The sequence below is a fragment of the Microcystis sp. LEGE 00066 genome, assembly GCF_015207925.1.
Lineage (GTDB): Bacteria > Cyanobacteriota > Cyanobacteriia > Cyanobacteriales > Microcystaceae > Microcystis > Microcystis ichthyoblabe_A.
Genome location: NZ_JADEVX010000127.1, coordinates 1 through 12,617, shown reverse-complemented (window position 1 = coordinate 12,617; position 12,617 = coordinate 1). Strand labels below are relative to the sequence as shown.

The 12,617-nt window shown below is 42.9% G+C and carries 15 protein-coding genes and 2 pseudogenes; 10 read left to right on the top strand and 7 right to left on the bottom strand.

All coding sequences use genetic code 11. The features are described 5' to 3' along the window. Positions 1-136: pseudogene (locus IQ224_RS16355) on the bottom strand (photosystem II q(b) protein); the annotation flags it as partial. Between the two features lie 185 nt (positions 137-321). On the opposite strand from IQ224_RS16355, the gene cynS reads away from it, so the two are divergent. The 3 genes from cynS (at position 322) to IQ224_RS24255 (ending at position 1,740) form a co-directional block, all read left to right on the top strand. Continuing rightward, positions 322-759, top strand: a complete 438-nt coding sequence (cynS, locus tag IQ224_RS16350) for a cyanase (RefSeq protein ID WP_002744246.1) — start codon at positions 322-324, stop codon at positions 757-759. A 162-nt stretch (positions 760-921) separates the two neighbouring features. After that, on the top strand, positions 922-1,518 hold the full coding sequence (locus tag IQ224_RS16345; RefSeq protein ID WP_194033227.1) for an NAD(P)H-dependent oxidoreductase: 597 nt from the start codon (positions 922-924) through the stop codon (positions 1,516-1,518). A gap of 84 nt (positions 1,519-1,602) precedes the next feature. Further along, positions 1,603-1,740: a hypothetical protein gene (locus IQ224_RS24255; RefSeq protein ID WP_002738535.1), complete on the top strand. Its 138-nt coding sequence runs from the start codon at positions 1,603-1,605 to the stop codon at positions 1,738-1,740. A gap of 153 nt (positions 1,741-1,893) precedes the next feature. Here IQ224_RS24255 and IQ224_RS16340 read toward each other — a convergent pair whose 3' ends face one another. Both IQ224_RS16340 and IQ224_RS16335 read right to left on the bottom strand, forming a co-directional pair. Next, complete coding sequence (locus tag IQ224_RS16340; RefSeq protein WP_194033226.1) at positions 1,894-3,705, bottom strand: sodium:solute symporter family protein; 1,812 nt, start codon at positions 3,703-3,705, stop codon at positions 1,894-1,896. A 13-nt stretch (positions 3,706-3,718) separates the two neighbouring features. Then, positions 3,719-4,117 carry a hypothetical protein gene (locus IQ224_RS16335; RefSeq protein ID WP_194033225.1) on the bottom strand — a complete coding sequence of 133 codons (399 nt, stop codon included), beginning with the start codon at positions 4,115-4,117 and terminating at the stop codon, positions 3,719-3,721. Positions 4,118-4,270: 153 nt separating this feature from the next. Between IQ224_RS16335 and IQ224_RS16330 the strand changes: the two genes are divergently transcribed. After that, the gene (locus tag IQ224_RS16330) at positions 4,271-4,444 is read left to right on the top strand and encodes a hypothetical protein (protein ID WP_002791720.1); all 174 of its coding nucleotides are present in this window, start codon (positions 4,271-4,273) and stop codon (positions 4,442-4,444) included. Between the two features lie 11 nt (positions 4,445-4,455). Here IQ224_RS16330 and IQ224_RS16325 read toward each other — a convergent pair whose 3' ends face one another. After that, positions 4,456-5,058 (bottom strand): chromophore lyase CpcT/CpeT, encoded by a 603-nt coding sequence (locus tag IQ224_RS16325; RefSeq protein ID WP_002744254.1) that lies wholly within the window; start codon positions 5,056-5,058, stop codon positions 4,456-4,458. A gap of 77 nt (positions 5,059-5,135) precedes the next feature. After that, positions 5,136-6,161, bottom strand: coding sequence for a cyanophycinase (locus tag IQ224_RS16320; protein ID WP_002744256.1), 1,026 nt, complete (start codon positions 6,159-6,161; stop codon positions 5,136-5,138). 220 nt (positions 6,162-6,381) lie between these two features. On the opposite strand from IQ224_RS16320, the gene IQ224_RS16315 reads away from it, so the two are divergent. Continuing rightward, a complete protein-coding gene (locus IQ224_RS16315; protein ID WP_002744257.1) occupies positions 6,382-7,530 on the top strand; it encodes a substrate-binding domain-containing protein in 1,149 nt (382 codons plus the stop codon). Positions 7,531-8,067: 537 nt separating this feature from the next. On the opposite strand, the gene IQ224_RS16310 is transcribed toward IQ224_RS16315, so the two are convergent. Next, positions 8,068-9,297, bottom strand: coding sequence for a site-2 protease family protein (locus IQ224_RS16310; protein ID WP_036401025.1), 1,230 nt, complete (start codon positions 9,295-9,297; stop codon positions 8,068-8,070). Positions 9,298-9,360: 63 nt separating this feature from the next. Between IQ224_RS16310 and ruvA the strand changes: the two genes are divergently transcribed. From ruvA to IQ224_RS16290, 4 genes are all read left to right on the top strand, one after another. After that, positions 9,361-9,990, top strand: a complete 630-nt coding sequence (ruvA, locus tag IQ224_RS16305; protein WP_084990065.1) for a Holliday junction branch migration protein RuvA — start codon at positions 9,361-9,363, stop codon at positions 9,988-9,990. 303 nt (positions 9,991-10,293) lie between these two features. Next, on the top strand, positions 10,294-10,779 hold the full coding sequence (locus IQ224_RS16300) for an allophycocyanin subunit alpha (protein ID WP_002744263.1): 486 nt from the start codon (positions 10,294-10,296) through the stop codon (positions 10,777-10,779). A 79-nt stretch (positions 10,780-10,858) separates the two neighbouring features. Next, complete coding sequence (gene apcB, locus IQ224_RS16295) at positions 10,859-11,344, top strand: allophycocyanin subunit beta (protein ID WP_002738786.1); 486 nt, start codon at positions 10,859-10,861, stop codon at positions 11,342-11,344. Between the two features lie 189 nt (positions 11,345-11,533). Then, complete coding sequence (locus IQ224_RS16290; RefSeq protein WP_002739162.1) at positions 11,534-11,737, top strand: phycobilisome linker polypeptide; 204 nt, start codon at positions 11,534-11,536, stop codon at positions 11,735-11,737. A 52-nt stretch (positions 11,738-11,789) separates the two neighbouring features. Here IQ224_RS16290 and msrB read toward each other — a convergent pair whose 3' ends face one another. Continuing rightward, positions 11,790-12,206: a peptide-methionine (R)-S-oxide reductase MsrB gene (gene msrB / locus IQ224_RS16285; RefSeq protein WP_002750849.1), complete on the bottom strand. Its 417-nt coding sequence runs from the start codon at positions 12,204-12,206 to the stop codon at positions 11,790-11,792. Positions 12,207-12,481: 275 nt separating this feature from the next. On the opposite strand from msrB, the pseudogene IQ224_RS16280 reads away from it, so the two are divergent. Beyond that, positions 12,482-12,617: pseudogene (locus IQ224_RS16280) on the top strand (photosystem II q(b) protein); the annotation flags it as partial.

The window sequence follows — 12,617 nt, the reverse complement described above, 5'->3', positions numbered from 1 at the left end:
TGGTGGCGGTGAGCAGGGTGGGGATCATGATGACACCGAACCAGCCGACATAAAGACGGTTGTTGGTGCTGGTGATCCACTGGCAGAACTGCTCCCACAGGGAAGCGCTCTCGCGCTGTTGTAGAGTTGTAGTCATGGTTGGATAATTTCTGTATGTATTAGGTTGTCAAGGTTCGTTGTTTGACATGAGTTAATACTATCGGCTTTTTATAGTTATGTAAAGGGGTTTTAAGAAATGTTTTTTTATCAATATCATAACTTTTACTTATATAATTGATGTTCAGGTAAACTAGAAGCAGACAAATTCTGCAAAAATAAGCGATGATACCCGAAATTACTGCAAAACTATTGGAAGCGAAGAAGGAAAAAGGACTGAGTTTCGCTGACCTAGAAGCGATTCTAGGACGAGATGAGGTGTGGATTGCCGCTGTTTTTTACCGGCAAGCGAGCGCCTCCCCAGAGGAAGCAACGAAAATTGTGGCAGCCTTGGGACTGGGAACCGAAATCATCCCATCCTTAACCGAGTATCCTGTCAAGGGATTGGGTCCGGTTGTCCCCACCGATCCCCTGATTTATCGTTTCTACGAGATCATGCAGGTGTATGGAATGCCCCTAAAATCGGTGATTCATGAAAGATTCGGCGATGGTATTATGAGTGCGATCGATTTTACCCTCGACGTGGATAAGGAAGAAGACCCTAAAGGCGATCGCGTTAAAATTACCATGTCGGGTAAGTTTTTACCCTATAAGAAGTGGTGAGTCCGGCCAAAGTCAACGGTAAGGGATTTCTATTCCTTGCCGCTCTTGCTATTTTTCTTAACCAAACTTAACAATTGACGGCAAAATTTTGCTTGCTTTTTTTTTTGCAGATTTTGAGAGAATTTAAAATAGATTCCAGCGCTCAATCGCCCAGGAGATATAATGACGATTCAACCTCAAGAAATTTTAGAAAAGCTTCAGTGGAGATACGCTGTCAAAAAATTTGACCCGTCTAAAAAAATTTCTGAAGCAGATTGGTTTGTCTTAGAAGAAAGCTTGAGACTGGCTCCTTCTTCATATGGTTTGCAACCCTGGAAATTTATTGTCGTTCAAGATCCAAAAATTCGTGCGGCACTTACTCCGGTCAGTTGGAATCAAACTCAAGTAGAGGATTGCTCCCACTATGTGGTACTTGCTACTCTTACCAAAATTGAAGTAGCATATGTCGAGAAATTCGTTGCAAAAATAGCTCAAGTTCGAGAATTAGATGTCGCTTCTCTGGAGAATTATAAGAATCTGATGGTGTCAGATTTAGTTAATGGGCCACGCTCAGCAATTGTTCAATGGTGGTCTCAGCGACAGAGTTATATTGCGATGGGAATGCTGATGGAAACCGCCGCCTTGCTCGATATTGATGCTTGTCCACTAGAAGGAATCGAGCCAGCGGCTTATGATCGTATTCTGCAATTAGAAGGTAGCGGTTATGCAGCAGTAGCAGCAGTGGCTCTCGACTATCGCTCCTTAGAAGACAAATATTAACTGTTGAAGAAAGTTCGCTTTGATCGCGATGAGGTTATTGTCTGGCATTAGTACAATAAGACTATATCAGTTGAGGGATTGTTTATGAATCGAGGAAAACTGGTTGCGATCATTACTGGAGCGATTTCGATTGCGATCGCAATCGCTTATTTAATTCTGGTGCAATTACTAGATTTTCGTGGAGAAATGATACCCGCTCCTCCACTCTTTTTGGGATTTTAGATTTTAGATTTTGGATTGCGAGTTTCCCTTGTTCCAAGGCAGAGCCTTGGAACACAATATCTAAGGCTCTGCCTTAAAATAGTATTCAGGTAGAACCTGGGAACGAGATCTTACTCATAACTGATAATTCATAACTGATAACTGAATTACTGCCTAACCTAAATCTCGGTCTTTAGTGACGGTAATTTCCTTAGATAAATGTCGATACCAAGTAAAATAGAGACCGATGGACAGCAAAAGAAAAACCAAAGCCAAAATCTTCAAACTTTCCCACTGCTTGATGATTAAAACAATCCCCATCATAAAGAGGACTAATTGCCAAGGAACAGTGAGAAAAGCGGCGATGATATCCCGTTGATTTTCCGCTTTAATTTTTGCCTGTAGGTTAGGTTTAACACTGTGACGGACTTCTCCCCAAAAGCCAAAAGGTCGGGTAACATTATAGAAATTTTCCATAACTAAACTATCGGTGGGAGGAGTTAACAAAGTAGCGATAATACAGCCAGCTAAAGCGAACAAACTCGGCACAAGAAAGAGAATAAGTTCCTGATATTGACTGTGACGAAAGAAAGGTAAAATTATCGCTTGTGAGGCAATAGCCGCAATCATTCCTGCTAAAGTTCCCACGGCAAAACCATAACCATTAAAGCGCCACCAATACCAACGTAATAGCAGAGGAACTGCTAATCCCACCCCTAATCCCGTGGTTAACCAACCCCAAATATCATTGACATTTTGGATATTAAAACTCAAAACTAAGCCAATTACGACCACAAAAACCGAGGCCAGACGACCTTGAAAAACTAACTCCTGTTCTCCCGCATTTGGTTTCAAAAAAGCTTGATAGATATCTTTGACCCAATAGGCGGCACTAGCGTTAATAACTGCGTTAAAAGTGGACATAGCTGCCGCTAAAAAAGCAGCAATTAATAACCCTTTCATCCCCACAGGAATGTATTGAGTAATCACCGTGGCCAGAATTCTTTCTGGATCTGTAATCGTGCCTTCAGTTAAACCGTAGTGAATACCTAAAACCGCAAAAGCTGTGACCAGGGGCCAACGGAAAGAAAGCAGAATAATCCAGAATAAAGATAATAAACCGGCATCTCGATCACTTTTAGCGGCTAGGTATCGTTGTAACATATAACCACCGCTGCCGCTGCAACCTTCGATGATGGTTTTAACTAAATAAAAGAAAATCACCCCACCAAACAAATTAAAGATGGCATAATCTCCAGGTAAATCCAAAGTCAGCGAGGGAAAAATACTAGCCCAGTCGCTTAAATTCCAAGTTTTTGGCTCCGTTGCCCCCGGAATTGCTACCGTGAAACTATCGGGAAGATTAACGGTAAAAAAGGCCACTGCCGATACATAAATTACCGCCACAAAAATCAGAAACCCTTGAAATAAATCGGTAATTACCCCACCATAAAAACCACTGGCCACCGTATAAATCAAGGTTAAAAGAATTAATATCACCGAAGCAAGACGATCATCCATACCCAAAAACTGCCCTAAAAATTTCCCCCCCGCAACGGAGAAATAACTCATCGTACCGATAGAGAATAAGAGAATGGCGATGGCGCTAATAATTCGGGCAAAATTACCCTGTTTTCCTGGTCCAAAGCGAAATTTCATCCATTCCGCCATGGTCATAACTTGGGCCCGCCGATTCCATTTGCCCATAAAAGCCATGAGAAAGGCCATAATTAGGACAACACCGCCGCGGATTTCGATAAATAGTCCTTTGGGTCCGACAGCGTAAATTAGGGCAGAAATGACCATAGTTCCCGCTAAATCGGTGTTAGCTGCCATTCCCGACACCCCTAACATCCACCAGGGCAAATTACGATTACCTAAAAAGTAGGATTCTAGACCTTGAGAAGCTTTTTTCTCGGCTATAATCCCGATTATTAGGGTTCCTGCCAGATAAAGCAGCACAATTACATAATCAATTAACTGCATAGTTTGGATCAATTTAACTTTCGATCGTTATAGCATCAATTGACGACGATTTCTGGCTAACGGTTTCTTTTTCTAAGATTTGCACCCGTTGCTCTAGCTTTTTTAAATCTTCCTTTAATTCAATTACTAAAGTGGCTAAACGCTGGAACAGTGGGTCACTTTCCCCGACTACTTCCCCATTTACTATACCCGTTCCCGATCGCCGTTGGGGAATGGGAGCGGCATTTTCCCCGCGGATGGTTATTCCTCGGACCTGACTTTCAAGGCGCTCAACTCGATTGCGGAGACTAATTAACTCCGATCTTACCGCCGTATCCGATTGTGCCTTGCTGGCATTAACAAAACTCAGTATTAGCAAAAGGTAGATAATCAGCATTAAAAAGCCAGAAAAAGAGATTTTAGCTAATTTCATCGATTTTACCTCCTATCTATCTGACCCAACTTAATGTTAAGAAACGTGGCTAAATCTAAAGCTTGATTGCAATTCCGCCTCCTGGTGATTAGTGGCTCAAAAGAGGATGATAAGGTAAAAAACACGATTTTGTGGAAATTTGGCCTTATCTCTATGTATAAAAACTCAGATAAAGATTTTCTCGGAGCGGCAATCACAGCCGGTTTAGGTGCAGGAATCGTCACTTCTTTTGCCGTCAATCAAGGACAAGACATCGGTACAGCTTTAGGAATTACCGCTTTAGCGGCTCTTTGCGGTGTCATCTGCCGTCATTTTGACCTCATGTGATGCAATCTTCCTCACACCTCCAATTCTGCCGAAAAATCCCGTTTTTTCTCGTATTGATAGGGACCGAGCAGAGCGCCCCAAATTCCCTTACCGGTGCCGGGATCTAGACCTTTATCGTAGGTTTTTAGGCTGTGACTCGTCACCTCGAAACCTAAAGACACCTGATAGGTTGTACCCTCATAGGTGAATTGACAGCGCTGTTCTGGTTGCGGTTGGGCGATAAACTGGTATTGATGATCAGCGAGGGTATGGACTTTGACCGCTAAAGTGCAAGTAGGCAGGAAAGTTAGGTCTTCTAAGCTAATTTTTCGCAAAATATCAGGATTTTTGCCCGCACCTTGCACGGATTTCAGGTCATTAAACATATAGTGCCTAACCTCTAACCCTCCCGATTCCGAGCGCGTTAATCGCCACAGTCGCGGTCGGTAGGGTTGGTCTAAATTGATTATACTCGCCTGTTCGGCAAAAAGCGCGATGCTGTCTTCTCGAAATAAAGGCAACGGACGCAACCATAAACGCAGGTGAACGTACCACACCGGTTCTGCTTGCGCTTGCCGTTGATTTTCAAATTCACCCGCGAGATATCGACCAAAAGTGATTAATTCAGGGGTCATAGATCAAAAAATTCTCCTTATTGCCTCAAAATTAATCCTAACACCCATAGAAATCACTTTTTTGACAAAAATGACCTTCAGGCTACCGGAACCCGCTTAAACCCTGCCATTCCCCCTTTAGTGTACCAATATTCCCAGCCGCCGCCAGCCGCACTAGACCAATCCTTGAGGTCAAATTCACCGCTGCCGGAGGGAGTTCCTGCGATGCGATAGACTTTCACCGCTTGACCGTTGTTATTCCAGATTAAAGGCCGATCCGGCTCCATCTGTTCGGGTAGAGTCCCGTTAGTTTGCAGAAAATAGGCATCTTGTCCCTTATCGGTGCCGTTACCATAGACTTTGGCGATACCATGCTCATCGATCGCCAGAAAAGCACCTTCTTCTAAACCGATAGCGTAGGCAGGTAGTTGATTGTGATTATCGTGGACATTGCGGGCTAAAAAACCAAAAAGGCGACTATATCTTGTTTCGGGATGATCTTGATTGAGTCGATCCAAATGGGTATCTGTCACCACTTTTTTGAGAAAAGGAACCCGAATAAAATCACTCCGATAGAAGTCTTTGGTGTTGAAGTGAAAGGGATTATTTAATATTTCCGAACTCAGTACTCCTTCGTGAGTAGGCGCATAGTAAAAATCCCCCAGAATAGCCATTCCTGCGCTGGTTCCCGCCACGGGAACTTTTTTGTCGTTGATCAGATAATTGATCGCTGTTTCCACCTTTGTGCTTTCCCACAAATCCTCGTACTGATTTTGATCACCACCAGCAAAAAAAAGGATATCGGCATTACGAATATATTCGATAACATCAGGATGATTCGCCCCTTCACGACTATCAATTGATAGTTCCGCTGCCGAGCCGATCAGGGAGGGATAATTGTCGCAAATCCAATCGGCTTGACCGCCAAGATCGCCAAAGCGCAGCACTAAGTAATTGCCGCCTTTAGCTCGATTTAATAACCATGTGGTCGCTTGATCTTCTCCTAACTTACCTCCTTCCGCTCCCCCGATTAATAAAATACCAGATCGATGTTTTACAGACTGAAAATTGGCTTTTCCACAACGACAAGAATAATGGAAATCTCGATCATGATTGTTTGACATAGTCTTATAACCTCTCCCCTTAGCTTACTCCTTCTATCCTAGCTTTAACTAGGACAAAATCAGAGTTTTCTACCATAAAAGTTAACAACAAAGCCTCTCTATGGCTGAAATCGGTAGCGGCAAAACTCCCTAGTTTACATTTTGTTAAAAATCGTCCTATAATAATTCAAGGCTAGAAACTGGCAATTATTACTGTTAAAGTTGAGAATCGGCGGGCGATATGTTAAATAGACGTTCTTTTTTGCAAGGATTAGGTACAATCGCCTTAGCAGGAGGTTTAAGTGGCTGCGCTTCCGGAAGCGGCGATCCGAGCATTTTTCTCCTGTCCGGTTCAATTCCGCCGCGATTGCTAACAGATTTTCAGAAAACTATTGCCGAAAAAAAAGTCAATTTTCAGTCGGAAAGGCAGCTGAAAGAGCTATTAGAATTGTTGGAAAAATGGTTAAAAAATCAGGGGCAACCAACCTCACAATTTTCGATTCCTATCCCTTTTAGGGAACAAAACCCAGCGATAGGTAATTTAGTCACCCTAGGGGATGCTTGGCTAGGAAAAGCGATTAGCAACGGTTTAATTCAACCCCTAGATACTTCTCAACTCTCTAATTGGTCAAAACTGCCCCCACGTTGGCAAGAAAATATGACTCGCAATGCTCAAGGACAACTGCAAACAGAGGGGAAAGTCTGGGGTGCGCCCTACCGTTGGGGAATGACAGTAATTGCCTATAATGAGGAAAAATTCGCTCAATTTGACTGGCGACCACAGGATTGGTCCGATCTATGGCGACCGGAATTAACCGGTAAAATTGCCCTAATTGATAATCGTCGCGAAGTCATCGGTTTAACCCTAAAAAAATTGGGTTATTCTTATAATGCTAGTGATTTAAAGCAAGTTACGGGACTAAAAGACCAGCTGTTCGCCTTACAAAAACAGGTAAGATTTTATAGTTCTCAATATTATTTACAACCCCTGATACTTGGTGATGTCTGGCTGTCTGTGGGTTGGTCTAATGACATTTTACCAGTGAGTGATCGCTATAATAAAATTAAAGTTGTTGTCCCCAAATCTGGTACTTCTCTCTGGTCAGATGTCTGGGTAAAACCAGTTTTAACTACTCCTAATTCTCTTGTCCAGCAATGGATTGATTTTTGTTGGCAACCAGAATCCGCCACTAAAATTTCTTTATTTACCTCTGGATTATCCCCCCTAATTCTCACTGAAAATCTCGACCAAATTCCCCCAGATATTAAAAATAATCCTTTACTTGTAAATCCAGAAGCAGTCAAAAAAAGTGATTTTTTAAACCCTTTATCGCCAGCAACTGAGCAAGAATACGAGCAATTGTGGCAAGCAATGCGACAGTTAGTATAGTCAGGAGATACTAAATAAAATTATGTGAGTTGGCTCTTTGTGTCCTCTGTGCCTCTGTGGTTAAAAAATGTTTATTGCCTGATCTCGAAATCAGACCAAAAAGGAAAAAAGGGACAGTTTTAAAGCAACAGGAGATACTAGACAAAATTCTGCGAGTCGGAAACTTAACACTGATAACTCATAAATTATACTTTCCTGAAAACCATTTGTATATAAGGTATAAAATACTCGCATTAATTACAAGACTAAGAAATTCAGAATATCTGTTTGCTTGTAAATTTGATGATGATCCTCCGAGCATTGCTTGTATATGGTTATTAACTTCTGGAGCAATTAAAGTTATATAAGCGGCGACAACAAGGATAAATCCTAGCAGATAGCGATTAGACTGATTCATCAATATTGAGGTGAGAATTACATTTACCTAACTGATAACTGATAACTGGTAACTGATAACTGGTAACTGATAACTGGTAACTGATAACTGATAACTGATAACTGATAACTGATAACTGATAACTGATAACTGATAACTGATTAAGCGGGTTGACTTTGGGTTTCTTGGGCGAGAAAAGTAAGGATAGAAGCTTTCTCAATTAACCCCAAAACCGTGCCGTTTTCTTCTACCACTGTCACTTGAGATAAATTTTCTCCTTCCAAAATTTTCACCACATCTAGGAGGGAAGTATGAGACAAAACCAGTTTGAGACTTTCGCTAGTTTGTAATAACTGGCCGATATTTACCTCTGTCCATTGGGAAGTGGGAATCGTTTTCAGATCCTCTACATTAATCACCCCTAATAGTTTACCTTCGCTATCGGTAACTAGGAATTTAGACCATTGTTGTTTACCGATAACATAATTATTAGCAAACTCGCGCAGGGTTAAATTAATCGGCACTACAGGACTATTAGGAGAGATAACATCTTTAGCACTGTAGCGACTTAGGAAATCTTGAACCTTAGCTGATTGAGCGGAAAAGCCGGCATTTTGTAGGAGGAAAATGCCAATTAATAGCGTCCAAAAACTGCCTAATTGACTGATTCCGAGAATTGATAGCGCACCGATGACAATCGCTAACCAACCAAAAAATTGACCGAAACGACTAGCGAATAAAACCCCTTTATTAGGATTGCCCGTTACTTGCCAAACGATGGCTTTAAGGATATTACCACCATCTAAAGGTAAACCGGGGATCAGGTTAAATAAACCCAAAGCGAGGTTGATATAGGCAAGCAGAGAAAGAATCGCTGCCAGGGGCGCATTTAAACTAATATTAAGACCAATAATTAGGAAAATACCGAAGAGCAGTAAACTAACTAAAGGGCCAGCAATTGCCACTAGAAAAGCTTCTAGAGGAGTTTTCGATTCTCTGCCGAGAGTTGCCAAACCACCGAATAAAAAGAGGGTAATTGATTTGACTTCAATACCTTGGGCGATGGCAACAAAACTATGACCTAATTCGTGGGCAACCACGGAGGCAAATAGGAGAATAGCGGCCAAAAATCCCAAGAGCCAGGGCATAATTCCCGTTAACTGGGGAAACTGACTTAATTCTCCCCCATAGGTTAAGGTAATTAACCCCAGAACAAAGAACCAAGAAGGATTAATATAAAAGGGAATTCCAAAGAGATTCCCGACTCTAATGTTGCCATTCATTTTGTATCTTCTCCAATTATGGGGGACTAACGCCAAGAAAATTAGGTTATCAATTGCGCCATTCACTTCTGTTAACAATTGTAACAAAAATGAAAATCTCCCCGGCATTCCTTCAGGGAGTAAAAACCGTCATCACTGTGGTTCGGTTATTTTCGTAGGAGAATTAAATCAATGATTAATTATTTACGGGGACAAGCGATCGAGGTGATCAAAACCCCCAATAACCGACTGATCTTGATTTTAGACGTAAACCAGATCGGTTACGAAATTCAAATTCCCTCGCGATTAGCCCTAGACATCGGCAAAGATAACAATGATAGTCGTCAGATTTTTACTCACCTACTCCTTCGCGAGGACCAGCCTTTATTGTACGGTTTCGGCACCGCCCCAGAGCGAGATTTGTTTCGTCAACTGCTTTCCGTCAACGGAGTTGGGGCGCAATTAGCCCTAGCTTTAATCGATACCCTGGGGATTGAGGAACTTGTGGTGGCGATAGTGACAGGAAATACCAAAATTTTGAGCAAAACCCCCGGAGTCGGCTTAAAAACAGCAGAAAGAATCGCTTTAGAGTTAAAAACTAAATTGGCAGCATGGCGACAGCTAAAAGAAGCGACGACGACAACCACGGCAATACTACCAGCAGCGGAAATCCTCGAAGATGTGCAGATGACCCTTTTAGCTTTAGGATACAGCCAAGAGGAGATCGATCGAGCCATAGCAGTCCTCAGTCAAGATGCTTTATTTAGTAAAAATACTCAGCCAGAAGACTGGATTAAAGGGGCAATTAATTGGCTAGGCTAAATCAGTCGTCAGGAGGCAGGAGACAGGAGACAGTTTCATTGTATTCTCCCCACACCCCACACCCTACACCCTACACCCTACACCCCACTCCGGTGCTCCTTTCTCAGGGCAAATGTTAAAAAGTATTACGAAAATAGTGAGAAGGTGAACCAGATGCCGCAAAATAGTTGCGTTAGGTCGCTCTAGCTAGGGAAGTCTTGAGACGCTGAGGCGGAAACGAGATAACTTAAGCGTAGTGACCACAACTGCTATAAAATGTCAGATTAAGTTTATTAATCTCACTTAGTTGGGAGGAATCCATCAATGAGTATCGTCACGAAATCGATCGTGAATGCTGATGCTGAAGCTCGTTACCTCAGCCCCGGCGAACTAGACAGAATTAAAGCCTTCGTTACCAGTGGTGCCGCTCGTTTACGCATCGCTGAAACCCTGACGGGCGCTCGCGAAACCATCGTCAAACAAGCTGGCGATCGCTTATTCCAAAAACGTCCTGACATCGTTTCCCCCGGTGGCAACGCTTACGGCGAAGAAATGACCGCTACCTGTCTGCGTGACATGGACTACTACCTACGTTTAATCACCTACGGAGTAGTTGCTGGTGATGTCACCCCGATTGAAGAAATCGGTTTAGTCGGTGTGCGTGAAATGTACAAATCTTTAGGAACCGACATCGGTGCCGTAGCTCAAAGCGTTCGCGAAATGAAAGAAGTTGCTACTGGTCTTATGTCTTCTGACGATGCTTCTGAAGCTTCTTCCTACTTCGATTACGTGATCGGCTCTATGTCGTAGAATAATTCCTTTGTGAATTGTTCTAGACACACCCCCCGTAAACCTCTTAAGATTAAGCAAAACCCAAGGAAGAACCACCATGCAAGACGCAATTACTTCTGTTATCAACTCTGCTGACGTTCAAGGCAAATACCTTGACGCTTCTGCTCTCGGCAAACTGAAAGGCTACTTCGCCACCGGTGAACTGCGCGTGCGCGCCGCTAGTGTCATTAGCGCCAACGCTGCCGGTATCGTTAAGGAAGCTGTGGCTAAGTCCCTGTTATACTCTGACGTAACCCGTCCCGGTGGCAATATGTACACCACCCGTCGTTACGCCGCTTGTATCCGTGACCTCGACTACTATCTCCGTTATGCTACCTACGCTATGTTAGCTGGAGATCCTTCTATCCTCGACGAGCGCGTTCTCAACGGACTGAAAGAAACCTACAACTCTTTAGGTGTACCCATCTCCTCCACCGTTCAAGCTATCCAAGCGATGAAAGAAGTCACCGCTAGTTTAGTTGGTGCTGATGCGGGTAAAGAAATGGGGATTTACTTCGACTACATTAGCTCTGGCTTAAGCTAGAAATAACGAACTCGGACAAAATAGGTTCGGGAAGCCGAGGATGAGTGCTAGGTCTTTAAAGGCTGAATCTGTCCAGGATAGGTTTTGACGAGCTAGTATTGATCCTTGACTCCCGACCTTTGTTATTTTAGAAAAAGGCCTTCGTTAGTTTGAGCGACAAGTTTTTCAGCGATTAGGAGAAGTCAATCCATGCGGATGTTCAAAATCACCGCTTGTGTTCCAAGCCAAAGCCGCATTCGGACACAACGGGAATTACAAAATACCTATTTCACCAAACTCGTTCCCTACGATAATTGGTTTCGTGAGCAACAACGCATCATGAAAATGGGCGGCAAAATTGTCAAAGTGCAGTTAGCTACTGGCAAACCAGGAACTAATACAGGTTTACTGTAATCGGCTGCCACTAGAACTTAAAAAAAGAGGTCTTTCCAGACCTCTTTTTGCTTTAGGGATTTTTTTCAAACTGCAAAGCGGCAGAGTTGAGACAATAGCGTTTTCCCGTCGGGGGTGGACCATCATTAAAAACGTGACCGAGATGAGCATCACAGGTGGCACAAAGAATCTCTGTCCGCACCATGAAAAAACTAACATCTCGTTCATACTTAATATTAGTCTCGTTAGCAGCAGTCCAGAAACTCGGCCAACCAGTACCCGAATCATACTTGCTGTCAGAAGTAAATAACTCCGTACCACAGCAGACACATTTGTAAATACCTTTTTCTTTATTATCGTGATATTTACCCGTAAAAGCCCGTTCTGTTCCCTTTTTGCGAGTAACTTGGAACTGTTCGGGAGTTAGCTGGGCCTGCCATTCCGCCTCGGTTTTACGAACTTTTTCTACCATAGTCAGGACAACCGCCATTATGATTAAATTTCCCTTTTTAGTCTAACCTGAGTTCGAGATCTAGGTTTTTTTCATAAACATGAAGTATGACCTGATTTAACATCGGCCCCTGACGACGTACTCCCCAAAAGGAAAACTTGGTCAGGAAACCCTATAGACTTAGCATAACCTCAGCTTATCAATAGTATAAGTAACAATAGTTTCAAACCCCTTTACAAACCGATACAAACTCCTTAAGATAGAGACATCATCAATCAATCGTACCTCGATAACTTAATAGGAATCATAAACCAATGACCACCACTCTACAACAGCGCGAGAGCGCTTCCCTGTGGGAGCAGTTCTGCCAGTGGATCACCAGCACCAACAACCGTCTTTATGTCGGCTGGTTCGGTGTCATCATGATCCCCACCCTGCTCACCGCCACCA

Bases quoted from the DNA above. Each gene is read 5' to 3' on its own strand.
- IQ224_RS16345 (WP_194033227.1), top strand. From the start codon at position 922: ATGACGATTCAACCTCAAGAAATTTTAGAAAAGCTTCAGTGGAGATAC.
- ruvA (WP_084990065.1), top strand. From the start codon at position 9,361: ATGATTAATTATTTACGGGGACAAGCGATCGAGGTGATCAAAACCCCC.
- IQ224_RS16315 (WP_002744257.1), top strand. From the start codon at position 6,382: ATGTTAAATAGACGTTCTTTTTTGCAAGGATTAGGTACAATCGCCTTA.
- apcB (WP_002738786.1), top strand. From the start codon at position 10,859: ATGCAAGACGCAATTACTTCTGTTATCAACTCTGCTGACGTTCAAGGC.
- IQ224_RS16320 (WP_002744256.1), bottom strand. From the start codon at position 6,161: ATGTCAAACAATCATGATCGAGATTTCCATTATTCTTGTCGTTGTGGA.
- IQ224_RS16310 (WP_036401025.1), bottom strand. From the start codon at position 9,297: ATGCCGGGGAGATTTTCATTTTTGTTACAATTGTTAACAGAAGTGAAT.
- IQ224_RS16330 (WP_002791720.1), top strand. From the start codon at position 4,271: ATGTATAAAAACTCAGATAAAGATTTTCTCGGAGCGGCAATCACAGCC.
- IQ224_RS16300 (WP_002744263.1), top strand. From the start codon at position 10,294: ATGAGTATCGTCACGAAATCGATCGTGAATGCTGATGCTGAAGCTCGT.
- IQ224_RS24255 (WP_002738535.1), top strand. From the start codon at position 1,603: ATGAATCGAGGAAAACTGGTTGCGATCATTACTGGAGCGATTTCGATT.
- IQ224_RS16340 (WP_194033226.1), bottom strand. From the start codon at position 3,705: ATGCAGTTAATTGATTATGTAATTGTGCTGCTTTATCTGGCAGGAACC.
- IQ224_RS16335 (WP_194033225.1), bottom strand. From the start codon at position 4,117: ATGAAATTAGCTAAAATCTCTTTTTCTGGCTTTTTAATGCTGATTATC.
- IQ224_RS16325 (WP_002744254.1), bottom strand. From the start codon at position 5,058: ATGACCCCTGAATTAATCACTTTTGGTCGATATCTCGCGGGTGAATTT.
- IQ224_RS16290 (WP_002739162.1), top strand. From the start codon at position 11,534: ATGCGGATGTTCAAAATCACCGCTTGTGTTCCAAGCCAAAGCCGCATT.
- cynS (WP_002744246.1), top strand. From the start codon at position 322: ATGATACCCGAAATTACTGCAAAACTATTGGAAGCGAAGAAGGAAAAA.
- msrB (WP_002750849.1), bottom strand. From the start codon at position 12,206: ATGGCGGTTGTCCTGACTATGGTAGAAAAAGTTCGTAAAACCGAGGCG.